21 protein-coding genes are annotated in these 22,738 nt (G+C 45.4%); 9 read left to right on the forward strand and 12 right to left on the reverse strand.

Features of this window, described 5'->3' with window-relative positions; all coding sequences use genetic code 11:
- Positions 1–270: 270 nt before the first annotated feature.
- The 6 genes from purD to msrQ all read left to right on the forward strand — a co-directional run bounded on the left by purD (position 271) and on the right by msrQ (position 6,450).
- The gene (gene purD, locus LIN78_RS09710; RefSeq protein WP_227180604.1) at positions 271–1,545 is read left to right on the forward strand and encodes a phosphoribosylamine--glycine ligase; all 1,275 of its coding nucleotides are present in this window, start codon (positions 271–273) and stop codon (positions 1,543–1,545) included.
- Positions 1,545–2,147 (forward strand): L-threonylcarbamoyladenylate synthase, encoded by a 603-nt coding sequence (locus LIN78_RS09715; RefSeq protein WP_227180605.1) that lies wholly within the window; start codon positions 1,545–1,547, stop codon positions 2,145–2,147. Before purD ends, LIN78_RS09715 begins: the two co-directional genes overlap by 1 nt.
- A 129-nt stretch (positions 2,148–2,276) precedes the next feature.
- Positions 2,277–3,530: a glutamyl-tRNA reductase gene (gene hemA, locus LIN78_RS09720; protein WP_227180606.1), complete on the forward strand. Its 1,254-nt coding sequence runs from the start codon at positions 2,277–2,279 to the stop codon at positions 3,528–3,530.
- Positions 3,531–3,611: 81 nt separating this feature from the next.
- Complete coding sequence (prfA, locus tag LIN78_RS09725) at positions 3,612–4,694, forward strand: peptide chain release factor 1 (RefSeq protein ID WP_227180607.1); 1,083 nt, start codon at positions 3,612–3,614, stop codon at positions 4,692–4,694.
- A gap of 169 nt (positions 4,695–4,863) precedes the next feature.
- Positions 4,864–5,805: a protein-methionine-sulfoxide reductase catalytic subunit MsrP gene (gene msrP / locus LIN78_RS09730; protein WP_227180608.1), complete on the forward strand. Its 942-nt coding sequence runs from the start codon at positions 4,864–4,866 to the stop codon at positions 5,803–5,805.
- Between the two features lie 18 nt (positions 5,806–5,823).
- Positions 5,824–6,450, forward strand: a complete 627-nt coding sequence (gene msrQ / locus LIN78_RS09735; RefSeq protein WP_227180609.1) for a protein-methionine-sulfoxide reductase heme-binding subunit MsrQ — start codon at positions 5,824–5,826, stop codon at positions 6,448–6,450.
- A 49-nt stretch (positions 6,451–6,499) separates the two neighbouring features.
- On the opposite strand, the gene LIN78_RS09740 is transcribed toward msrQ, so the two are convergent.
- Positions 6,500–8,302: a methyl-accepting chemotaxis protein gene (locus tag LIN78_RS09740; RefSeq protein WP_227180610.1), complete on the reverse strand. Its 1,803-nt coding sequence runs from the start codon at positions 8,300–8,302 to the stop codon at positions 6,500–6,502.
- Positions 8,303–8,455: 153 nt separating this feature from the next.
- A complete protein-coding gene (locus tag LIN78_RS09745; protein ID WP_227180611.1) occupies positions 8,456–9,571 on the reverse strand; it encodes a VanZ family protein in 1,116 nt (371 codons plus the stop codon).
- A 216-nt stretch (positions 9,572–9,787) separates the two neighbouring features.
- Between LIN78_RS09745 and LIN78_RS09750 the strand changes: the two genes are divergently transcribed.
- Positions 9,788–10,678: a response regulator gene (locus LIN78_RS09750; protein ID WP_227180612.1), complete on the forward strand. Its 891-nt coding sequence runs from the start codon at positions 9,788–9,790 to the stop codon at positions 10,676–10,678.
- A 95-nt stretch (positions 10,679–10,773) separates the two neighbouring features.
- Here LIN78_RS09750 and LIN78_RS09755 read toward each other — a convergent pair whose 3' ends face one another.
- From LIN78_RS09755 to LIN78_RS09775, 5 genes are all read right to left on the reverse strand, one after another.
- Entirely contained in the window at positions 10,774–11,673 is a 900-nt protein-coding gene (locus tag LIN78_RS09755; protein WP_227180613.1) for an amino acid ABC transporter substrate-binding protein, read from the reverse strand.
- Positions 11,674–11,776: 103 nt separating this feature from the next.
- A complete protein-coding gene (gene ubiB / locus LIN78_RS09760; protein ID WP_227180614.1) occupies positions 11,777–13,288 on the reverse strand; it encodes a ubiquinone biosynthesis regulatory protein kinase UbiB in 1,512 nt (503 codons plus the stop codon).
- A 1-nt stretch (position 13,289) separates the two neighbouring features.
- On the reverse strand, positions 13,290–13,874 hold the full coding sequence (locus LIN78_RS09765) for a ubiquinone biosynthesis accessory factor UbiJ (RefSeq protein WP_227180615.1): 585 nt from the start codon (positions 13,872–13,874) through the stop codon (positions 13,290–13,292).
- Positions 13,875–13,900: 26 nt separating this feature from the next.
- Positions 13,901–14,632: a bifunctional demethylmenaquinone methyltransferase/2-methoxy-6-polyprenyl-1,4-benzoquinol methylase UbiE gene (gene ubiE, locus LIN78_RS09770; RefSeq protein ID WP_227180616.1), complete on the reverse strand. Its 732-nt coding sequence runs from the start codon at positions 14,630–14,632 to the stop codon at positions 13,901–13,903.
- Positions 14,633–14,654: 22 nt separating this feature from the next.
- Complete coding sequence (locus LIN78_RS09775; RefSeq protein ID WP_227180617.1) at positions 14,655–15,020, reverse strand: gamma-butyrobetaine hydroxylase family protein; 366 nt, start codon at positions 15,018–15,020, stop codon at positions 14,655–14,657.
- Between the two features lie 219 nt (positions 15,021–15,239).
- Between LIN78_RS09775 and phoB the strand changes: the two genes are divergently transcribed.
- A complete protein-coding gene (gene phoB / locus LIN78_RS09780) occupies positions 15,240–15,932 on the forward strand; it encodes a phosphate regulon transcriptional regulator PhoB (protein ID WP_227180618.1) in 693 nt (230 codons plus the stop codon).
- A gap of 109 nt (positions 15,933–16,041) precedes the next feature.
- Positions 16,042–17,418 carry a phosphate regulon sensor histidine kinase PhoR gene (gene phoR, locus LIN78_RS09785; RefSeq protein WP_227180619.1) on the forward strand — a complete coding sequence of 459 codons (1,377 nt, stop codon included), beginning with the start codon at positions 16,042–16,044 and terminating at the stop codon, positions 17,416–17,418.
- Positions 17,419–17,467: 49 nt separating this feature from the next.
- Here the strand turns inward: phoR and trxC are convergent, their stop codons facing one another.
- The 5 genes from trxC to LIN78_RS09810 form a co-directional block, all read right to left on the reverse strand.
- Positions 17,468–17,896 (reverse strand): thioredoxin TrxC, encoded by a 429-nt coding sequence (gene trxC, locus LIN78_RS09790; RefSeq protein WP_227180620.1) that lies wholly within the window; start codon positions 17,894–17,896, stop codon positions 17,468–17,470.
- Between the two features lie 94 nt (positions 17,897–17,990).
- Positions 17,991–18,176, reverse strand: coding sequence for a YgaP family membrane protein (locus LIN78_RS09795; protein WP_227180621.1), 186 nt, complete (start codon positions 18,174–18,176; stop codon positions 17,991–17,993).
- Between the two features lie 21 nt (positions 18,177–18,197).
- Positions 18,198–18,419, reverse strand: coding sequence for a YgaP family membrane protein (locus LIN78_RS09800; protein WP_227180622.1), 222 nt, complete (start codon positions 18,417–18,419; stop codon positions 18,198–18,200).
- Positions 18,416–21,637 carry an efflux RND transporter permease subunit gene (locus tag LIN78_RS09805; RefSeq protein ID WP_227180623.1) on the reverse strand — a complete coding sequence of 1,074 codons (3,222 nt, stop codon included), beginning with the start codon at positions 21,635–21,637 and terminating at the stop codon, positions 18,416–18,418. Before LIN78_RS09805 ends, LIN78_RS09800 begins: the two co-directional genes overlap by 4 nt.
- Entirely contained in the window at positions 21,637–22,644 is a 1,008-nt protein-coding gene (locus tag LIN78_RS09810; protein ID WP_227180624.1) for an efflux RND transporter periplasmic adaptor subunit, read from the reverse strand. The genes LIN78_RS09805 and LIN78_RS09810 overlap by 1 nt, the downstream gene beginning before the upstream one ends.
- Positions 22,645–22,738: the final 94 nt, after the last annotated feature.

The raw sequence follows: 22,738 nt of genomic DNA on the forward strand, positions 1-22,738 counted from the left end.
CTGCGTCAGCAGCAGAGAGGCGAACTATACGCACCATACCTAACCCTGTCAACACTTTTCTTGTAAATAGTTTGAAAGCTAAGTTTTCAACCTCCTTTTCCTGTTGCATTTTTCCCTTTGCAATAAGTATTTAGTAAAACCCCTCTGCTGGGGTAAAATCTATACTTATTAAACATGCACTCTTTAGACAAGCCCCCTTTGCAGTAAATTCTATTACCTAGATGAAACTGCTCTTGTCTTACTTAATTAAAGCGATAAAGGTTTATCACAATGAAAGTTCTTGTCATTGGTTCTGGCGGTAGAGAACATGCACTTGCATGGAAACTATCTTCGTCTCCTCGTCTATCTAAAGTATTTGTTGCACCTGGTAACGCAGGTACTGCACTAGACAAGAACTTAACCAACGTTCCGCTAACTGAAATTAGTGAGTTAATCGCTTTTGTAAAGTCAGAGCAAATTGAACTAACCGTCGTTGGCCCTGAAGCACCTCTGTCTCAAGGCGTTGTTGATGCATTCCGCGCTGAGGGTTTAGCTATTTTTGGCCCAACAAAGTCTGCTGCTCAGCTAGAGTGGTCTAAAGACTATGCAAAAGCATTTATGGCTCGCCACCACATTCCAACTGCTAAATACCAAACATTTAGCAGTGCAGAAGATGCGCATGCTTATATTAAAGCGGAAGGCGCACCTATCGTGATTAAGGCCGACGGTCTTGCGGCGGGTAAAGGTGTCGTCGTCGCGATGTCCCTAGAGGAAGCACATGCAGCGGTCGATATGATGTTACTTGATAATAAAATGGGTGACGCTGGTGCCCGTGTTGTTATTGAAGAGTTTATGCAAGGCGAAGAAGCTAGCTTCATTGTCATGGTAGATGGTGAGAATGTGTTAGCGCTTGCAACAAGTCAAGATCACAAACGACTGCTTGATGGTGATGCAGGCCCAAACACGGGAGGCATGGGTGCTTACTCTCCTGCGCCTATAGTTACTCCGGAAGTTCACGGCAGGGCAATGCGAGAAGTGATTATGCCAACCGTGCAAGGCATGGCTAAAGATGGTCACCCATACACTGGCTTTTTATATGCTGGTTTAATGATTGATGAACATGGCGCACCACGTGTCGTTGAGTTCAACTGCCGTATGGGCGACCCGGAAACCCAGCCAATTATGGCTCGCTTGAAAACGGATCTAGTTGATTTGGTTGAAGCGGCTGTAAAAGGCACATTAGATCAAGTAGAGGCAGAATGGGATCGCCGTGTTGCTTTAGGCGTTGTGTTAGCGGCGGAAGGGTATCCTGATGCACCGAAAAAAGGTGCTGTGATTACAGGATTAAACCATCAGGTTGAAGATGTGACGGTTTTCCATGCAGGCACTACATTTAACGATGAAAAAGCAGTGACTGTAAGTGGCGGCCGTGTGCTTTGCGTGACTGCACTTGGCGAAAACGTGAAGCAAGCACAAACCAAAGCATATGAAGTCGCCGATCAAATCGAGTTTGCAGGTAAGCAATTACGCAGAGACATTGGTTACCGTGCGGTTGGTCGCCGTTAATGTTCAAACGGTTAACCATTCAACGTGATCGCTTAGTTAGCCAATATTTGAAAGGTGGGGTATTGAATTACCCTACCGAGTCTTGCTACGGATTGGGTTGCAAACCTAGCGATCCCAATGGACTCAAACGGATCTTACGTATCAAAGGTCGTCCGCAACATAAAGGGATGATTGTGATTGCTCATGAAATTGCACAACTCAAAGGCTTAATCGAGCCATTGAGTGATGAGGACGTTCGCATCCTTAAGCAATTTTGGCCAGGTCCGTTTACCTTCCTTCTTCCGGCCTCGAAAAAAGTACTACCTTTATTGAGAGGCAAGCATAGAACTTTGGCGGTCCGCATTACTAATCACCCAGTTGCTGCAAGCATTTGCAAACAGGTAGGCGCCTTGGTGTCGACTAGTGCGAATAAAGCAGGTTGTCCATCAATCAAGTCTGCTCGCAATGGTCAAAAAGTATTCGGACAAAAAGTGCTAACGATTGCGGATCGGATCGGGAAGTACAGCCAGCCCTCTACCATTATTGATTTTTCTAGTGGAAGGGTGCTGCGTGGACAGCTAACTAAAGATCAGCAAAATTTGATTAAAAACAGAGTTTTATAGAAAGCCGCTGAGAAGTTTTGCTATTTCAGTTAGAATTCGAGCGAAATTGTGTTGCGTATCACCAAAGCGATTATCTCAATACTTAAGATGTCGCTCTAATTTATTTGTTAGTGAAAAAGTTTATCGTTCATGCCCCTTTATACATTAGGGATTAATCATCACACAGCGCCACTAGCGATTCGGGAGCAGGTTGCATTCCAACCTGACCGGTTGCCTGCTGCCTTGAACGAAATGCTCGATAAACTAGCCGCTCATGAAGCAGCCATTCTTTCGACCTGTAATAGGACGGAAATCTATTGCAATGCCGATACACCGGAAGCCGCGATTGATTGGCTTGCCGAATATCATCAAATTAGCCGTCATCAGATTGAGCCTTATGTGTACGCGCTACCAGCAGAGGATGCCATTCGCCATGCATTTAGAGTGGCTAGCGGCTTAGACTCTATGGTGCTAGGTGAAACTCAGATTCTCGGACAACTAAAAGACGCCGTTAAAACCGCGGAAGATGCTGGTACGCTTGGCAGCTTATTAAATAAGTTATTCCAAAAGACATTTTCAGTGGCCAAAGCAGTCCGCTCGGAAACGGAAATTGGCAGTAATTCAATTTCGATGGCAGCGGCAGGCGTTAGATTAGCAGAACGCATTTTCCCATCTATTGCTGATCAGCAGGTGCTTTTTGTTGGCGCAGGTGAAATGATTGAACTTTGCGCAGCCCATTTCTGTGCGCAAAATCCTAAAAAAGTAGTCATTGCCAATAGAACCGTTGAGCGTGGGCAAGAGTTAGCCTCGCGCTTTCAGGGCCAAGCAGTGGCACTAAACACGCTACCAGATATTCTCCATCAGTTTGATATTGTCGTTTCCTGTACGGCAAGCCCACTTCCTATTATAGGCAAGGGGATGATGGAGCGAGTCATCAAGCAGCGTAAACACAGACCTGTGTTCATGGTGGACTTGGCTGTGCCGCGCGACATTGAGCCTGAAATTGCACAAATGGATGATGTGTTTCTTTATACCGTCGATGATTTATCGGTGGTGGTAAAAGAAGGCATGGATGCGCGTCAAACTGCAGTGAACCATGCAGAAGCAATTATCGATCAGCAAGTTCAAGAGTTTTTGCAATGGCTAGATAACCAAGCGGTTGTGCCCACCATCAAAAGCTTAAGAGACCATGCGGATCGGATTGCCAGAAACGAATTAGAACGCGCAAAGAAACGACTGGCAGCAGGAGATGCACCAGAGAAGGTGTTGGAACAACTAGCGAATGCGATTAGCAATAAATTTACCCACCCGCCTACGCTCGCATTGCAACAAGCAGCACCACATGAGCGAACTGATCTGATCCGTCACGTTTGCCGTTTATTTCATATTCAAGACCATCATTAGCGTTTCCCCGCTAATTAGCCCTCCCTTGCTTTCTTACATGCATGCTATAGTCCATGCAAATTAAACGGATGTTCGTATCAAATGAAACCATCGATCCTTGAAAAATTAGCCCAACTGGCTAATCGACTTGAAGAAGTTGGTCATCTTCTCGCCAGTGAAAACGCCACGGCAGATATGACACAGTACACCAAGCTAACCCGAGAGCATGCTGAGCTCACGCCGGTTGTTGAGCTATATCATCGTTTTCAGCAGGTAGGAAAAGATATCGAGGCCGCTCAAGAAATGCTGAGTGATCCAGATATGAAGGAGCTTGCAGAAGAAGAACTACAAGCAGGCAAAGAAACCATTGAAGCGTTAGAGGTTGAGCTACAAAAAGCCTTGCTACCTAAAGACCCTAACGATGAGCGCAACGTATTTATTGAAATCCGCGCGGGTACGGGTGGTGATGAATCTGCGTTGTTTGCAGCGGATTTATTTAGGATGTACAGCCGCTTTGCTGAGCGTCAGCGTTGGCAAGTGGAAGTACTTTCAGCCAATGAGTCTGATTTAGGCGGCTATAAGGAAGTTATTGCTCGTCTAATAGGTTTTGGTGCGTATTCACAGCTTAAATTTGAATCTGGCGGCCACCGCGTCCAGCGCGTCCCGGCGACAGAAACACAAGGTCGTATTCATACCTCGGCTTGCACGGTGGCGATATTACCGGAAGCGGATGAACTTGAAGAAGTGAATATTAACCCTGCCGATCTTCGGATTGATACCTACCGTGCCTCTGGTGCGGGTGGTCAGCATATTAACAAAACAGACTCGGCCGTACGGGTAACCCACTTACCGACGGGTATTGTGGTGGAGTGCCAGGATGATCGCTCCCAGCACAAAAACAAAGCGCGTGCCTTAGCCGTGCTGGCGGCAAGGATTCAGGACAAGGAACGTCAGGCACGTCATGCGGCAGAAGCTGCGACACGCAAATCGCTAATTGGATCGGGAGATCGTTCTGAGCGAATCCGTACTTACAACTACCCTCAAGGTCGTATTACAGACCATCGCATCAATTTAACCCTATATAAAATTGATGCGATTATGGACGGAGATTTGACCGAGTTAACGCAGTCATTAATCACCGAACATCAGACAGAACTCTTGGCTGAATTAGCCAACGAAAATTGATCGGATGATCGAACGAAAAAAGGAAGCCGTGTGCTTCCTTTTTTATTTCCTTCTTAAAACCGAAATTTTTTTACCTTTCTTGTAACAATTCCTGGTTTTCTCCGACTAAAGACCATATACCCTTTAAGATAGCTACTTAGGTAGTCATTTTGATCCACAGGAGAGCGAGATGTTAATCAAACGTCCGAGTGATATAGCCCCTTCCGAAATCACCAGTAAATCTTTATTCGAATCTCGTCGAGAGTGGATGAAAATGGCTAGCGGCCTTTTAGTGGCTGGAAGTGGTTTGATTTCCATGGAGGCAGAAGCGGGATTTCAGAAGCTAATGAAAAGCCCCTTATCGACAACAGGCAAAGATGACCCGATCAATACGCTCGCGGAAATTACTAGTTATAACAACTACTATGAATTTGGCACAGGCAAAGATGACCCAGCTCAAAATGCAAAAGGATTTAAGGCTCGTCCGTGGACATTAACGGTAAGCGGCGAAGTCGGCAAACCTCAGACGTATGATATTGATGCACTCATAAAACGCATCCCACTTGAAGAGCGTATCTATCGCTTACGTTGCGTTGAAGGATGGTCGATGGTGATTCCGTGGGTGGGATTTCCTTTAGCCACTTTGCTGAAAGAAGTCGCCCCTAACAGTAATGCAAAATTTGTTGCCTTTGAAAGCATCAAGCGACCTAAAGAAATGATTGGCCAACAAGAAGAAGTACTCGCATGGCCATATGTTGAAGGCTTGCGATTAGATGAGGCAATGCATCCTCTCACTATTCTTGCGGTGGGTTTATATGGCGATATTCTTCCCAATCAAAACGGAGCACCAGTTCGACTGGTGGTGCCATGGAAGTATGGATTTAAAAGCATCAAAGCGGTACAGAATATTCGTCTAGTACAACAAATGCCGCCAACGAGCTGGAACAGAGCCAACTCAAGAGAATATGGTTTTTACTCGAACGTGAACCCTGCGGTTGACCACCCTAGATGGAGCCAGAAAACCGAACGTAGAATTGGTGAATTTAGCAGAAGGCCAACCCTTCCCTTTAATGGATACGCAAATCAAGTCGCCCATTTATATCAGGGAATGGATCTGAAAAAGTACTACTAACGCCAGATGATTAAGCATATGAACAAGAGACATTGGACGTTTTGGTTGAAATGCGCGCTTTGGCCGGTGTTGCTATTCCCTGCCGTAAGAATTGCTTATGGGCTTTGGTCTGACCTCACCCATGGCACACTGCTACTTACCGCCAATCCTGTTGAATACATGATTCGCCAAAGTGGATACTGGGGCTTATGTTGGTTGCTAGCGGGGTTAGCTATTCGTCCAATCGGAAAGATGCTTCCTAAAGAGGGACTAATTCGGACAAGAAGGCTGGTTGGACTATTTGGATTTGCTTATATCATCGTGCATTTTTCTCTTTATGCATGGCTTGAACAATCACTGATGCTTAGTGAAATAACGCATGACATTGCTCAGCGGCCATTTATTTTATTCGGCATGATTGGGTTAATCATATTGCTGCCGCTAGCATTAACATCCACACAATGGAGCCAGAAGAAACTGGGAGGTAATCGGTGGAGAACCCTGCATAAGGGGGCGTACATTGCGCCTATATTTGGTGCGATCCACTACTACTTTTTAGTTAAAGCAGATCATCATTTGCCGATTCTTTTTGCATGTGTGCTTGTTGGATTGTTGAGTACCAGACTGCCTTTGTTGCTAGCATTCCGAAAGAAGCATCCTCAATAAAAAAGGAGGAAAATCATTCCCTCCTTTTTTATTGCCTAGCGCACAGCCATTAGCAGACATCTTCTTTTAACGAATCAGGATTCATCCCAATTGCCAATGCTCCCCAGTGTCGCCCATTGATGTAGATAGGCGCAGACACCGTCGCCAATACTTGTCCAGTATCACGAGTGTAGGTTTGTAACAGTAAGCTAAGCTTGCTTTTTGAGAGGCTCTGGATACCAGACTCGGTGAATATCCGTTTGTGTCGACTATCGACTAAATCTTTTTCTGCATTGCCGGTCTGCTCTCTGGCGAACCAACTGTTATGCGTTGGCGCATAGCCATGATCGTCAAAACATAGCGCAAAAATACAACCGGGTATTTTCTTGGCTAGCTCATCATAGATTTGTTGGAACTCCGAAGAGAAACACTCATCCCAAGTGGTGTGGTATTTCGCCGGCTGTGTATTTGGAATTTGCTTATATTGGCGATCAAAAAAGTCTACGCCCTGATTTGCCAAGCGTTGAAGCTTACCTTGGATCAATTCTTTTGATGCCTGAACATGGGTGATGGCAAAATCCATTGGGCCAACCCCTACTCGGAATCGGGATACTAGCGCCTGTACATTGGATGTATTTTCAGTTAGTTCTTTTGACGCATCCTTAGATAACTGCATCTGCTGCTTGATGTTTTCGGTGCCGTCATGGATTTCAGAAACCGTGCCATTAATTTGCTGATTCACCGCTGAAAACCCACCAATTCTGACGGTGATATCTGCCAATTGCGTGGCGATATTCTCATACGCCTGAATCATGCTCTTGAAGTTATCCGCAGACACTGCAACCACATCACGTGTAATCGATGTATCTTGGTGAATCTCTTCCGTTTCGGACTTCGTATTTGAAACTAGGCTAATCACATTATCGATATTCGCTGCAATTTCATCTGTCGCAGAGCGCACTTTAACTGCAAGATTTCTCACTTCATCCGCTACAACAGCAAATCCTCGTCCCGCTTCACCGGCCCTAGCTGCCTCAATAGAAGCATTGAGCGCCAACAGGTTAGTCTGGTCAGAAATGGATTTAATTAAATCGACAATTTGGCGAATGCTAGAAGTGCTTTGGTATAAGTGATCTACGGTTACGTTAAATTGTCCGACTTTATCGCTGATCGTGTTGATACGACTCATCACGTTCATCAACTCTGCGTAGGATTCGTTAGCTTTTCCTAGGTTTTCGGTATTGTGATCTGCAATCGCATGCGTTAACTCACTCACTAACTGTACTGACTGAGTGGCCTCGGTACTGTTAGCGTAAATTCTGTCAGCTAGCTGACTTTGCACCTCTGCACTTTTCGCCGTGAGATTAATGTTTCGATCATTGATTGCGGACGTTACTCCGATATGTAGAACGGATGCTCGTACCTGCTGAATAATAGTCCTAAGATTCACCAAGAAACGGTTATAGGCATCGGACATATCCTTAATTTCATCATAGGTAATTACGGGGATATCCCTCGTTAAGTCCCCCTGCCCTTTTCCTAGTTCATCAAAAATGTGCGTTACTTGATTTAACGGCCTAACAATTAAGAAACGAAGATACCAAACCAAGAAAAAGACAAAAACGGTTGTCACCACCGAAATGCCAATGATCCAATAAATTGCATTTTCAAAGAGAGCCTGAATACTTGCAGTTGTCTCCAATGGCAAATTGGCGGCAGAGATCACAGACGTTACTTCGGACGAGTAATAGGACAAGACCAGTAGAATAGCGCCTTGGAATAACAGCACAAAGAAAAAACTACATAATTTTTTGGATAACGAATTCCAAAAGGTTTTTTCAATCCATGTGTATAGCTGCCAAAAGGCTGTCATGTCTTCTCTCCAAAGCGGCCTACCGCAATGCCAGTTAATATAGCAAGTCAATGAAACGGGAGGTTGACCCCTATCAAACCGGACGTGTTTTGTAATGTTAGGTTAGACAGTGGATGGCATTTCTGCAAGGGTGATAAACAATTTCAAAGCGGATTAGAAAGTATATTTCGATCGTTTTTGATACTTAAACAGTAAAAAAGCAAGAAAATAGAAAACCACTAAGCATGGCCAAAGATCGGCAGCAAGATTTGCAACAGCCGTAAAATTTTGAAGATGTCCTAATGACCATTTAAAGATATGCAGCATGGCGACAGGATTGGCGGTCAATGGCCAGTGATAGCTAATGACTTGCTCTAACAAAATAAGCACTAAACCACCAAGGGCTAGGTACACTCGTTTAAATCGAATTAATAATGGCAACATGAGCCACCCCAAACACTGAGCCAATGCAATATTTAGGTTTAGCCAACTAAACAAGTAGCCAGGCGTCAACAATAACCCGGCAAGCGCTAACTTCATTAATAATGTAAGGAGCGAAAGTGTTAAGAGTATAGGATAAAAGTATCGATTACTACGTACTAGCATGGCCACAAAAATGCTGACGCATAAGAAATGCACTAAGGAACCACTAACCTCTAATATGCGCAGAAAAAGACCAGGATCAGAGATCGGAGACTCGAATGGCTGAGGTAATCCTTGAGGTTTGACCACAATGCCAAACATGGGCATTGCAGGGTCGGACTGAGCAATAAACCATATCACACCCAGTACCAAGGCATAGTCTGCCAATAACCCTTCCGCAAAAACATGGTATCGCCAACGACGGATTTCCAAAGAGAATGGTAAGCGTCGAAAAACGGGCGGGATCAAAGCACCTAACATACCCCCCAAAGAATTGGCCAGTAAATCGACATTGGATGCATTACGACCAGGCAAGAACATCTGCACAGATTCGATAGTAAAACTCAGTAATGCACACAGGCCAGCGGAGATGATCCAAGCAGCTACAGCATGATGACGTTGCCTAAAATCTTGTCGACAAGCAATCCCTAATGGAATAAATGCCACAATGTTTAAGCCAAAATCAAATCGAGAAAAATAATAAGGCCAATGATATGAAAGAAAGGCCCAGAGAGGGGTGCCATTATCTCGCCAGCCTGTAAACGGAAATAAGCCAGCCCACAATAATAGGATGGCAAAACCAAGTGCAAAAAATCTTGGTACACGACTGTGTTTCGGTGGGCGTGCGAGATAGCTAATCGTAAACATAAGAACTAGAAAATACCGTTTTGCAGCTAGCGGGGCAAGCGAATATTAAACATGTAGATGGAATATTTGTAAATTATGTGAAGTATTTAATCAGCGATTGTGCGAAATGGCTGAATTTGATAACTTATGGTATCTCCATAATGATATGATCAGTAATAGATTAGCCTAATAAAACAGCAAGCAAATACGGCTTTCGAATTGCTTAGCGGGGAATTTATGCGTACACCAGTCATTTTAATCGTTGATGACGAACCATTTAACGTTGAAATTATTTGCGAATATTTGAGTGGGCTCAATTGCGAACTCATTACCGCAGAAGATGGCGAAACAGCATGGCGCATCTTGGAAAGTGATCCAGAGCGTTTTGACTTGGTCGTCTTAGATCGCATGATGCCAGGCATTGATGGTATTGAAGTACTGGCAAGAATTAAGGCAAACCCAAAACTCAAGACGCTACCTGTCATCATGCAGACAGCCGCAGCCGCTAAAGAACAAGTGGTAGAAGGATTAAAGCTTGGTGCTTATTATTATCTAACCAAGCCTTATGAGTGTGATGTACTACTTGCAGTGATTCAAACCGCGTTGGCGGATCGATTCTCTCACTTATCTGTTGTTCAACAGATTCACGAAGAGCGAATTATTTTAGACCTTCTCAAAGAAGGTACTTTTCACGTTCAGACATTGCTGGAAGCAAAACGTTTATCTGCTTGCATTGCTAACATCACTAAAAACCCCGCGATTACTGCGCTTGGCCTTTCAGAACTAATGATTAATGCGGTTGAGCATGGCAATTTGAATATTGGTTATGATGAAAAAACTCGGTTAATGGATGAGGGCACATGGTCTTCTGAGATTGATCGCCGATTGTCTCTGGACGAACATAAGAACAAACGGGTTTCTATTCAATTAAAGCGCGACGAATCATCCACCACTGTATTGATTACAGATGAAGGTGATGGATTTGATTGGGAGCACTATATTGAACCATCCCCTCAACGAGCATTTGACTCTCATGGTCGCGGCATTGTTTTAGCCAAAAACCTATCGTTTAAATCTGTCACCTACCTTGGAAAAGGGAATCAGGTAGCGGTTGAATTAGACGTATAAAACAACACCGGATGATTGACTGGTTCAATCTGGGCAAAAAAATGGCCATACAGACGTATGGCCATTTTTTATCTCATCTAAATTACCAAGTTACATTATGGATACGCAGGGTAATTATTTGGTGCTTTAAAATCTTCACTCAAGATATGCCCAAGCGGGATTTTACGAGAACCGTTCATAAACCATTTGTTGTAGTAGGTCATGATTTCACCAGTAATAAACAAATTAGCTAGTGTTTTATTAATAGTTTTCATGAAGTCTACGTCATCTTTACGCGTCATGATGCCGTAAGGTTCAACAGACAAGTACTCATGCAAGAAGGTATAAGCATTACCACCCGCTTTGCTTTTCGCTGCCTTGTTAGCTAACAGAATGTCATCGTATGCAATGGCTTCAACCTGTTTTTTCTCTAATAACTCCCAGAGACTTTCCAAGTCTTTAGACATCACAACCTGATAACCCAATTGCTTGTCGTTAGAAACGCCTTTGAGCAACCCCTCTCCTGTCGTCCCTGCTATCACACCAACCTTTTTACCTCTCAAGTCGGAAAAGCTTTTATAACTCTTACTTTTATCTGACAGCAGACGAATACCGGCCACATACATCGTATATGAGAAGCTGTATTTCTTTTGACGTTCACGATTATTGGTTGTATCAGCACATAATGCATCGATTTTCTTGCCATCCATCAGCGTAAATCGATTTTTCGCATCAACAACATCGACCCAATTAATTTGGATTGGTTTGCCAGACGACTTTGATAAGTCCTCGACGACGCGTTTGCATAAATCAATTGAATAGCCAATTGGTTGCTTTTGGGCGTCTACATCTGAAAATGGCTCTTCACCAGGAAAGTGGCCAAGATTAATCTGACCACTAGATAAGATACGATCTAATGTTGCATCTGCTACTGAAGGTTGGGAAATCAACATAGCAGAAGCTGAGGCGACAGCCAGCAGCATCGGATTGCTACGTGAAGGATGTTTTTTTTGCATGTTTTTCTCTCCTCAAAAAACAGACAACAGTGAAACCTAAATGACTGGTCATTCACCATTAGGGGAAATACGTAGATAAATCTACCTTAGTCCAAATTGCCTGTTAATAGTAGGAGCGAATTAAAATGGCCGCTAATACAGCAAAGATAATAATTAGCAACCAAGTCTGCCGGCGCTGCTCTCTTGCTAAATGTAAATAAGCATCGGTAAGCGTCTTACTGTGGTTGGCTGACAACAATTGATCTAGTTTTCTAGGCCATTGCGGGATGCTGGTTGCCCAATGAGGCACTTCATTTTTTAGCGTTTTCCACAACCCTTTAAAACCGATTTGCTCATTCATCCAGCGTTGTAAGAATGGTTTTGCCGTTTTCCAAAGGTCTAACTCAGGGTCTAACTGACGACCTAAGCCTTCGATATTGAGAAGCGTTTTTTGCAAGAGCACTAACTGAGGCTGAATCTCTACCTGGAAGCGTCTAGATGCTTCAAACAAGCGCAATAAGACCTGACCAAAGCTAATTTCTGCTAATGGTTTATCAAAAATAGGCTCGCAAACGGCACGCACTTCTTTTTCTAGTTCATCTACCCTTGTTTCTGGTGGCACCCAACCAGATTCGATATGCGCAGTGGCGACACGCTTATAGTCTCGATTAAAAAACGCCAGAAAATTAACGGCGAGATAGTGTTTATCTTCATCTGATAAAGTGCCAACAATGCCGAAGTCTAGGGCGATATAGCGACCATCTGGCGCCACCAATATATTGCCTGGGTGCATATCCGCGTGGAAAAAACCATCCCGAAACACTTGCGTAAAAAATATTTCTACACCAAATCGGGACAGTTGTTTTAGGTCTACCCCTTCGTTTCTTAAGCGCTCAATCTGGCTAATTGGAGTGCCATGCATGCGCTCCATCACCATCACATTGCGACGGGTAAAATCCCAGTAAATCTCAGGCACGATCAACATGTCTGATTGAAGGAAGTTTCGGCGCAATTGGCTACCATTTGCCGCTTCTTTCATCAAATCCAGTTCATCGTGCAAGTATTTATCAAACTCGCGGACGACTTCTTGCGGGCGTAATCTCTTTCCATCAACAGATAATCGTTCGACCAATGAGGCAAGAACGCGCATTAATGCGAGGTCTGACTCAATCACCGGTTGAATACCTGGACGCAAGACTTTTACCGCGACTTCTTTGCCATTTAGCAGTTGCGCAAAGTGGACTTGCGCGACAGAAGCGCTAGCGATGGGTTGGCGATCAAATTGAAGAAAGAGTTGTGATAACGATTGGCCAAATTCTGACTCAATAATTGAAATCGCTTCGTCCCCAGAAAAAGGAACCACTCTGTCTTGGAGTTTTGCGAGTTCATCAGCCACATCTGGGGGAAGTAAGTCGCGTCGAGTCGATAATACTTGGCCAAACTTTACAAAAATTGGGCCTAGGCTTTGTAAAGCTAAACGTAATCGTTCTGCACGTGGTCGACTAGCAGGGCACCAGATTAATAAAAAGGACACTACTTTTCGACTTAGCTTTGTTCGCTCATGCCCTAACAAAAACTCGTCTAACCGATACTGCACCACGACGCGGGCAATCGACAACAAGCGTAACAACCGCATACTATTCCTTGTTCTTTTTAGCTTCTAGTGCTTGAATTCGAGCGGCTAGCCTCGCGACATCGTCTCTTAACGAATCCACTTCAGCCACAAAATCTCTGACACTGATTTGATCCGCTAACACGCCGGCCTCATCACGTAGCCAAGTAGTTACTTGCTTGCCAATAGATTTGGTTAACTGTTTGCGCTGATTGAGTTCGGCGGATAGCCATCTCATGAGCGGAACCGCCGCGGCATCGCCAACCACAGTAGCTAGATCGGCAGTGGCATCCCAACGAAGGGACTGCAAGACAGTCCCCATTGCATGGGCTAGTTGAACATCGCCTTCAATTCGAAATGCGGTGCGGCGGGTTGCCTCATCGCCAAGCAATTTAGGCAGTTCACTAAATGCGCAGGACAACGTTGCGTCGACGACGACAGGGGAATCGATCCGGCTTAGCGCGCCATCGGGATGAATGAATAAATCCATCTCTAATGGGGACAGTTGCACCCGGACCGTTTTACCAGCAAATGGTTGTAAGTTGGCAAGCAGCTCAGGTTGCTGGCCTAGCAAATGATGGACAACAAGATAACCAGATTGTCTGAGCATATTCTTTACCTACTGACCGTACGAAATTAAAGCTTAAACCCTTTGTGAAGCGCTACCACGCCACCGGTTAGGTTGTGATAGTTCACCACACCAAAGCCAGACGCTAACATCATTTCTTTTAGCGTGTCTTGGTCCGGGTGCATGCGAATAGACTCTGCTAGATATTGGTAGCTCTCTGGATCATCGGCGACCAATTTGCCCATCATTGGCAGCAGTTTGAATGAGTAAAAGTCATAAGGCATTTTTAAAGGGCCCCATACTTTAGAGAATTCCAGCACCAGCAAACGGCCACCCGGCTTTAATACACGGCACATTTCACTTAAGGCAGCGTCTTTGTGGGTCATATTACGTAGGCCGAAGGCAACACTGACGCAATCAAAGTAGTTATCTGGAAACGGTAATTTTTCTGCGTCACACAACAAGCTAGGCACTACAAAGCCCGCATCTAGCAAGCGATCGCGGCCGACTTGTAGCATAGAGCTATTGATATCGGTGTGCCATACCTCGCCTGATTTGCCTGCTTTTTTAGCAAACGCTTTTGTCAGGTCACCAGTTCCTGCCGCAATATCCAATACACGGCTACCTTCACGCACTCCACTTTGCGCGATGGTAAAGTGCTTCCAAATGCGGTGAAGACCACCAGACATAAGGTCGTTCATCACATCGTACTTCTGCGCTACCGAATGAAAAACGCCCGCTACTTTTTGAGCTTTTTCGTTTTCATCGACTGTCTTAAAGCCAAAATGGGTATCAGCCATGGCATATCCTTCGCAATTTTCTTTAAAGCGGATCGCGTGAAGCGCCGGCAGCGGCTAATCTGCCTAAATAATCACGCCAATAAATATCGTATTGTTTGCCTAGATCATACAGGTATGACCAAGAATAAAGGCCTGTGTCATGCCCATCATCAAACACAAGTTTGATGGCATAGTGACCAACAGGCTGAATATCTTTAATGTTTACTTCTTTTTTGCCCACTTGTAATACCGCTTGCTCTGGGCTGTGGCCTCTTACTTCTGCACTTGGCGAGAAGACGCGTAAATATTCACAAGAGAGCTGAAAAGTAACGCCATCTGAAAATGAAATCTCTAATACACGAGACTGCTGATGCAGTTTGATTTCTGTTGGAAATGTAGACGAATTCACTAGTTTGACTACCGATGGTTTTCACAATCCTACATGATACGCTACAGAGCGAATTGCCGAAATCTATCTAGACATAATCGAGGGCGGAATATTACAAAAAAGTACCGGATAACAGCTTAAATCCATCAACCTTGCAAATTTGTCATGTATTCGTAACATTAATCACATAAGCTTCACACATCTGTAGCAGAACATTGATATGAGAGAGAAGGAAGTATTATGGCCGCCAACATTTTGGTGATTGAAGATGAACCAGCGATTCAGGAATTAATTGCATTTAACCTGGAGCAAGCAGGGCATCATGTCATGCGTGCAGATACTGGTGAACGCGCCCTTTCTCTTGTTAAAAATGCCCTTCCTGATTTGATCTTGTTAGATTGGATGTTACCTGGCCAAAGCGGTATTGAATTTGCGCGCAAAATGCGTGGCGATGAGAGAACGCGTACCATTCCTATCATTATGCTAACCGCTAGATCAGATGAGCAAGACATGATCACCGGTTTAGAAACCGGTGCAGATGACTACATCACCAAACCATTCTCTCCAAGAGAATTGCTTGCCCGCATTAAAGCAGTATTGCGCCGTCGCGCACCGCAGATGACAGACGATCAAGTCGAGGTACGTGGTTTAAAACTAGACCCGCAAACTCACCGTGTGTCTAGCTCTGGCAAAACCTTAGATTTGGGACCAACCGAATTTAGATTGCTGCACTACTTCATGACCCATGCAGAACGTGTACACTCTCGCACCCAATTACTAGACCAAGTGTGGGGCGACCATGTGTTCGTTGAAGAAAGAACAGTGGATGTGCACATTCGTCGTTTACGTTCCGCTTTAGAACCATCTGGTCATGCAGACCTTATCCAGACTGTTCGTGGTGCGGGCTACCGTTTTTCTGCTCAATTAAACTAATTCAGCCTGACCAAATTGGTGAAAAGAATGGGGCGTTGATAAACGCCTCTTTTTTTGCGCCTATGGCGGTGCTAACCTAACCATATCTAGCTTGATTGCGAATCATCAGATGAGTGACTCTTTCTTTTCCACCAAACAAAAGCCGGCTTATATCAAGCGATATCCGCCCATTATGAAGTTTTGGGGAAGGATTTTATCCTACGCCCTACCCTTTATTGCGATTGTTTGGGCTTGTTTCAAGTTTGATTATGAAAAAGAAGGTCTGATCATTGCCTGCCTTTTTCTTGGCATGGCATTACTTAGCCAGCTGCGTCAGCTTTTTAAACTCACAGCCTGGTTGCTAGATCCTAGCCTTGAAACCGCGCCGGATGCGAAAGGAAACTGGGGTGATGTATTTCTGATGTTGTATCAGCAAGAAAAACGTCGTCGTAAAGATCAGCGCAAACTTGCCGCCACCCTAACTCGATTTACGAGAGGGGCGGAAGCGTTGCCCGACGGTGTGGTTGTGCTAGATGAGAATCACCGTATTGAATGGTGCAATGTCGTGGCAGAACGTCATCTAGGGCTTTCTCGTAAACGCGATATGGGCCTTACGATTAACTACCTGATCCGCCAGCCGCATTTTGTTGAGTACATTAACAACGAGCGCTATAAAGAGTCGATTACGATTCACCCTGATGCAGCGCCAAACACCCTACTTTCTGTTCAAATCTTTCCATTTGAAGCGACACTCAAGCTATTGGTCACTCGAGATATTACTCAGCTTGAAAAAATTGGCGTCGTACACCGTGATTTTGTGGCCAACGTGTCGCATGAATTGCGTACACCATTAACCGTCGTCGGTGGTTTCTTAGAAACCATGCTAGACATGGAAAATATGGAGGCGGCAGCCAGCAAACGCTATATGGGGATGATGTTAGATCAGACCAAGCGGATGGAACGATTGATTGCTGACTTGCTGACTTTATCTCGTCTAGAAAGCCAAAGCGGGCAACACAAAGAAGAACCAGTGAATATTCCGAAACTAGTTGAAATCATGGCGCATGAGACACGCAGTCTATCGGGTGGGCGGCATCAAATCACCATTGAAGTGCTCTCTGCAGACTGGTTACATGGCAACATGGATGAACTACATAGCGCGATGGGTAATCTAGCAAGTAATGCGGTGCGCTACACCCCTGAAGGCGGTAGCATCACCCTGAAATGGGAGCGTCAAGGCGAGATAGCGGTATTCTCTGTCAAAGATACTGGTATCGGTATTGATCAAGAACACATTGATCGCTTAACCGAGCGATTCTACCGAGTAGATAGAAGCCGCTCTCGCGAAACCGGCGGAACTGGCTTAGGCTTGGCAATTGTAAAACACGCTTTGCTACGCCACCAAGCCAAGCTTGAGGTAAGCTCGGTATCGGGTGAAGGTAGTACCTTCAGCGCGGTATTCCCAAGTAGCCGGATTATCCCCCGATCGATGACGGAGCTTAGCTAAACCAATCTGATTTCCTCACCACATCGCATACTTAAACTTATTCAACAGATTAGGTATGCGATGCCAACCATTGCTGCAATTGCATTGCCGACATTGCGCCCGAATGACGCGCTACTTCTTTTCCAATTTTAAATACGATCAGCGTAGGGATGCTACGAATTTGAAAACGCGCACCTAGCATTTGCTCGGTTTCGGTATTTACCTTTGCCAATCTAAATCGTGTTTTTAGCTTTGCCGCTGTCTCTGCAAAGCCTGGCGCCATCATCTTGCACGGACCACACCAATCTGCCCAAAAATCGACTACCACTGGAAGTTGGTTGTTATTCACAAAGGCATCGAACTGGCTGGTAGTTAAGTCAATCGGGGCATCCGTTAGCACGGGTTGATGGCAGCGCCCACAGTTTGGGGCGTCTGATAGGCGTTCTGCGGGCAGACGGTTCGTAGCAAAACAGTGAGAGCAGACAATGTGAAGACTCATTTGGGTATCGCTTATCAAATCATGTTATTCAGCTATACATAAGGTAAGAGTATCGATTTTCAAGTAGCAATAGATACGCTTACCTTTCAATCGCTTACTTTTTACAGCTATTGATTCCGATAATTGGGTAAAGCGGGCAAAAGCGGAACATGCCGGTTAGTAACGGCACAATGCCAATATATCCCCAGAAGCCAATCTGTCCAGAGATTGCCGCAACCACTAAAAGTGTGCCGACAACAATACGTAAAATACGATCAATACCACCTACATTTGCTTTCATGACTTCGCTCCAATTAAAGACTTACTTTTGAATGACCTGACAACTTTTTGCACCTAAGCGCTTCAATATGATTTCTAGCGGACAAAACCGGGTAATGCCACTTTGAAACAAATTAAAGCCAACAAATGCGGTAAACCAAAGCCACTTTGCGCTCACAAAGAGCGGACTGCCGGCAACGCCCAGCCCTAGAGAGAGCAGAATAAATACGCCTGCGAAAATTCGAATCATGCGCTCAACGTTCATTTTGAACCCCTTTCTTCTTCGCGTGTTTGATGACTAACAAAATACAAAATAGGAATGACGACCAACGTGAGTAGCGTAGACACTAAGATCCCAAATATGAGTGAAATCGCTAACCCATTAAAGATAGGGTCATCCAAAATAAAGAATGCGCCCAACATGGCAGCTAATCCGGTTAACACAATTGGCTTGGCGCGCGTCGCCGCAGACTGAATAACAGCCTCAGCTAATGGCATGCCGGCATTGGTTTGTAATTGGATAAAATCCACTAGCAAGATCGAGTTCCTTACAATAATGCCTGCCAAAGCAATCATCCCAATCATGGAGGTTGCAGTAAATTGCGCGCCCAATAATGCATGCCCTGGCATCACACCGATGATAGTGAGTGGAATTGGCGCCATAATGATGAGTGGCATTAAATAACTTCTAAATTGCGCGACGACCAAGATGTAGATCAGCACCAATCCCACCGCGTAAGCTGCCCCCATGTCTCTAAAGGTTTCATAGGTGATTTGCCATTCGCCATCCCACTTTACGCCTGCGCCAGTTTGGTCTGACACAGGAGGATGAATGAAATACTCCTGAATCTGTTCACCATTTGAAAGCGGCTTCGCGAATAAGTCTTTTCTTGCCGCAAACATGCTGTAGAGCGGGCTATCTAAATGACCGGCAGCATCTGCCGTCACAAAAATCACAGGTAAAAGATCTTTGTGATAGATAGGTTGTTCCACCTGCGTTTTCTTGACGCTCACGAGTTCGGATAGCGGAAATAATTGCCCAGCCTGATTGGAGACCCGAAGTTGCAGCGTATCTTCAATACGTGTTTGCAACGCAGGTGGCAACGCTACCCGAATAGGAATCGGGGCAAAGCTATCTTTTGCATGTAGCCATGTTGCATCTAGCCCGATGCCGGCAGCGTACAATGCTTGCTGAACCGCAGTCACCGTAATCCCTTTTCTTGCCAATTGATCATGATCGATCACCAAGGTGACTTCATCGGCTTTCGCTATTTGCGTACTATCTATCGCAACCAAATCGCTATTTTTTTGAAATGCCAATAATGCTCGGTTGGCGGCTTCCTCACGAAGTGGCGTATCTGGCGCATAAATTTCGGCCACAATTGGTGCTCTTACTGGCGGACCTGGAGGCACTTCTACTACATTTACTTTGCCGCCCATTTCTTTTGCGATGCGATCCAATGTTGGCCGGACAGACGAGGCGATTTCATGGCTCTGACGATCACGGTGATGCTTATCCAGTAAATTCACCTGAATATCACCTAGCTCTGCGGCTGCACGTAAATCGTATTGCCTAACGAGTCCATTAAAATTAATGGGCGCAGACGTCCCCGCGTAGGCCTGATAGTTGACCACTTCAGGGATGGTTGCCACATATTGGCCCATCCGCTCTAGCACGGCGGCGGTTTTTTCTACCGGCGTGCCAACAGGCATATCAACCACAATTTGGAATTCACTTTTGTTATCGAATGGCAACATTTTCAGTACCACCAAACGGACACCCGCCAAGCCAACCGAAATCACCATTAGTAAAAGAATGCCGCCCCATAGTAGGCTTCGTGCTCTCCTCCCTCTTTGCGAATCCACAAATGGGGTAAACACCTTTCTAAAAAACACGCCTATCCCCTGATGCGCTGGGTCAGCATACTGCTCGTTAGCATGGCTATTTTTTAACCATCTGCCGGCTAACCACGGCGTAACAACGAAAGCAATGGCTAAGGAAATTAACATCCCCATACTGGCGTTAATTGGGATTGGGCTCATATATGGCCCCATTAATCCGCTCACAAACGCCATTGGCAATAAAGCGGCAATTACGGTTAGTGTAGCCAAAATAGTTGGCCCACCTACTTCATCTACCGCCGCAGGAATAAGTTGATACAAAGATTTGCCCGGGTTTGCTGCATGGTGCCGGTGAATATTCTCCACCACTACAATTGCATCATCGACCAGAATGCCAATACTAAAAATCAAGGCAAATAATGAAACGCGGTTTAGCGTGAAGCCCCATGCCCAACTGGCAAACAACGTAGCCAATAATGTGAGCACAACGGCAAGCCCCACAATGGCTGCCTCTCTTCGTCCTAGCACCAACCAAACCAAGGCCACTACCGATGCAGTTGCAAACAATAGTTTCTGGATCAGTTTCTGCGCTTTGTCGTTCGCAGTTTCGCCATAGTTTCGGGTAACCGTCATTTCCACATTGGCAGGAATCAACACGCCTTTTAGCTGATTGACTCTTTCGGATAGATGATTCGCCACATCAACGGCATTTTCACCAGCCTTTTTCGTTAATTGAAGCGTAATGGCAGGATGGCTAGCAGAATCCTTACCCGCTGTTCCATACCAGACATATTGCGTAGGCGTTGGAGCGCCATCGGTAATATCGGCGACATCGCGTAGATAGATTGGCCTTCCCGCATTTGTACCGACAACGACATTCTGTACGTCTTCGACGGAGGTGAAATACTCCCCCGCATGCAAGGCAACACGCTGATTATGATCAACTAGTGCGCCGGCATCGATACCGGTATTTGCTTGCCCTAACGCATTCGCAACACTACTAATCGAGACACCGCTATCCGCCAAACGCGTAGGGTTTACCCATACATTGATGGCGCGGCCAGGATCTCCAATCAGTTTGAGATCACTAACCCCCTCCACTCGCTTTAAGATGGGGGAAATCGTTCGGGCAACCTTGGCTAAATCATAGCCAGTTAACGATTCATCTTTCGACCAAAAGGTAAATGCCATGACAGGTACATCATCAATCCCTTTTGGCTTGATGATCGGCGTACCCACACCCATACTAGTTGGCAACGCATCGGTATGCGCATGAATAGTGTCATATAAGCGAACCAGCGCTTCGCTATGTGGCACGCCCACTTTGAATTGCACGGTAAAGATAGCCATCCCTGGGCGTGAAACCGAATACACATGATCTACCCCTGCGATTCGATCAAGTACTTGCTCATAAGGGGTAGCAACAAACTTCTCTACATCAGCTACCCTTGCGCCCGGGTACGGCACCATCACGTTAGCCATCGTGACGTTGATCTGAGGTTCTTCCTCTCTTGGTGTCATGAAGACAGCAAATAAACCCACCAAAATAGCAATTAACGCTAATAGTGGCGTGAGCGAGTTTTGCTGAAAGAGCGCAACAATTCGTCCAGAGATGCCCATTGGTTTTGTCTCTTCAGACATTATGGATTTCCCTTCGTATTGGGAAGGCTTTCAACCACATCGCCGATTTGTAACCCAGCCAGTACTTCTACACCTTCCGGTCCAAAATCACTACCTAAGCGAACCATTCTGCGTTCCGTTTTGCCTTGGTTACGCACATTCACAAGCGCTAACTCGCCACGGTGAATCACACTTTTACTTGGAATCACCATTTTGGTGACAGGCTCTGCCATCACCCACAAAGCAATGGTCTGCCCAGGGACAACGTTGGCTGAAGTCGGCAACAACATGCGCACTTCTCTTGTATGGGTAACGGCATCGGCAGCGGGTAATACAGTGATCACGCCCCCGCTTTGCCAAGGTTGTGAACCTACTTGCCAAGTTACTTTGCCTGCTTTTGCTAATTGTTCTGCCACCGACTGAGAAACATATGCCACGGCACGAAGTTTTGATGGATCAAATAACGTCATCAACGCCACGCCCGGCGCAGCGATTGTTCCTTTTTCAACCGAGGTTTCACTTACAACCCCATCAAACGGTGCGGATAACTGCGAAAAACTAGACTGCGTCACCGATTGGCTCACCCCGCCAGAAAGGGATTGCACGGTTGCCAAAGCGGCATCGTAGTTCGATTGCGCAGTATCTAAAGACGCCTTGCTAACAAACTGCTGAGCCACTAATTGCTTGGTGCGCTGCAAATTGGCTTCCGCATTTTTTAGCTGCGCCTTCGCCGCACTGAGTTGCCCTGCAGAAATAGAAATGCCATTTTGTAAGACGCGGTTATCCAATCGCACGAGCAACTGCCCTGCTTTGACCTTGTCGCCCGCATTGACCAACACATCGGTCACCCTCGCCTGAATATCCGAAGACAATTGCACCGTATTCACAGCTTGTACGCTTGCAGTCAAACGGATTCCTTGATGTACTTGCTTCATTTGCACGGTGTAGCTAGCTTGAGTTCCCCCAGCCATCGCTGCAGTAGCAAGCAGCACATTGGCAAAAAGCGCGGTCAGGAGACTTTTTTTCATGGCATTTACTTTTAATTTACTATATAACCATATAGTAATATGCTTTTATAAAAAATCAAGTACATTTTGATGTAGTAGATGCGCTAAAATGAAA

The sequence above is a fragment of the Leeia speluncae genome (assembly GCF_020564625.1).
GTDB lineage: Bacteria > Pseudomonadota > Gammaproteobacteria > Burkholderiales > Leeiaceae > Leeia > Leeia speluncae.

What these genes read in the sequence shown, in the direction of transcription:
- purD (WP_227180604.1), top strand. Translation starts at nt 271, where the DNA reads ATGAAAGTTCTTGTCATTGGTTCTGGCGGTAGAGAACATGCACTTGCA.
- LIN78_RS09715 (WP_227180605.1), top strand. Translation starts at nt 1,545, where the DNA reads ATGTTCAAACGGTTAACCATTCAACGTGATCGCTTAGTTAGCCAATAT.
- hemA (WP_227180606.1), top strand. Translation starts at nt 2,277, where the DNA reads ATGCCCCTTTATACATTAGGGATTAATCATCACACAGCGCCACTAGCG.
- prfA (WP_227180607.1), top strand. Translation starts at nt 3,612, where the DNA reads ATGAAACCATCGATCCTTGAAAAATTAGCCCAACTGGCTAATCGACTT.
- msrP (WP_227180608.1), top strand. Translation starts at nt 4,864, where the DNA reads ATGTTAATCAAACGTCCGAGTGATATAGCCCCTTCCGAAATCACCAGT.
- msrQ (WP_227180609.1), top strand. Translation starts at nt 5,824, where the DNA reads ATGAACAAGAGACATTGGACGTTTTGGTTGAAATGCGCGCTTTGGCCG.
- LIN78_RS09740 (WP_227180610.1), bottom strand. Translation starts at nt 8,302, where the DNA reads ATGACAGCCTTTTGGCAGCTATACACATGGATTGAAAAAACCTTTTGG.
- LIN78_RS09745 (WP_227180611.1), bottom strand. Translation starts at nt 9,571, where the DNA reads ATGTTTACGATTAGCTATCTCGCACGCCCACCGAAACACAGTCGTGTA.
- LIN78_RS09750 (WP_227180612.1), top strand. Translation starts at nt 9,788, where the DNA reads ATGCGTACACCAGTCATTTTAATCGTTGATGACGAACCATTTAACGTT.
- LIN78_RS09755 (WP_227180613.1), bottom strand. Translation starts at nt 11,673, where the DNA reads ATGCAAAAAAAACATCCTTCACGTAGCAATCCGATGCTGCTGGCTGTC.
- ubiB (WP_227180614.1), bottom strand. Translation starts at nt 13,288, where the DNA reads ATGCGGTTGTTACGCTTGTTGTCGATTGCCCGCGTCGTGGTGCAGTAT.
- LIN78_RS09765 (WP_227180615.1), bottom strand. Translation starts at nt 13,874, where the DNA reads ATGCTCAGACAATCTGGTTATCTTGTTGTCCATCATTTGCTAGGCCAG.
- ubiE (WP_227180616.1), bottom strand. Translation starts at nt 14,632, where the DNA reads ATGGCTGATACCCATTTTGGCTTTAAGACAGTCGATGAAAACGAAAAA.
- phoB (WP_227180618.1), top strand. Translation starts at nt 15,240, where the DNA reads ATGGCCGCCAACATTTTGGTGATTGAAGATGAACCAGCGATTCAGGAA.
- phoR (WP_227180619.1), top strand. Translation starts at nt 16,042, where the DNA reads ATGAGTGACTCTTTCTTTTCCACCAAACAAAAGCCGGCTTATATCAAG.
- trxC (WP_227180620.1), bottom strand. Translation starts at nt 17,896, where the DNA reads ATGAGTCTTCACATTGTCTGCTCTCACTGTTTTGCTACGAACCGTCTG.
- LIN78_RS09795 (WP_227180621.1), bottom strand. Translation starts at nt 18,176, where the DNA reads ATGAAAGCAAATGTAGGTGGTATTGATCGTATTTTACGTATTGTTGTC.
- LIN78_RS09800 (WP_227180622.1), bottom strand. Translation starts at nt 18,419, where the DNA reads ATGAACGTTGAGCGCATGATTCGAATTTTCGCAGGCGTATTTATTCTG.
- LIN78_RS09805 (WP_227180623.1), bottom strand. Translation starts at nt 21,637, where the DNA reads ATGTCTGAAGAGACAAAACCAATGGGCATCTCTGGACGAATTGTTGCG.
- LIN78_RS09810 (WP_227180624.1), bottom strand. Translation starts at nt 22,644, where the DNA reads ATGAAAAAAAGTCTCCTGACCGCGCTTTTTGCCAATGTGCTGCTTGCT.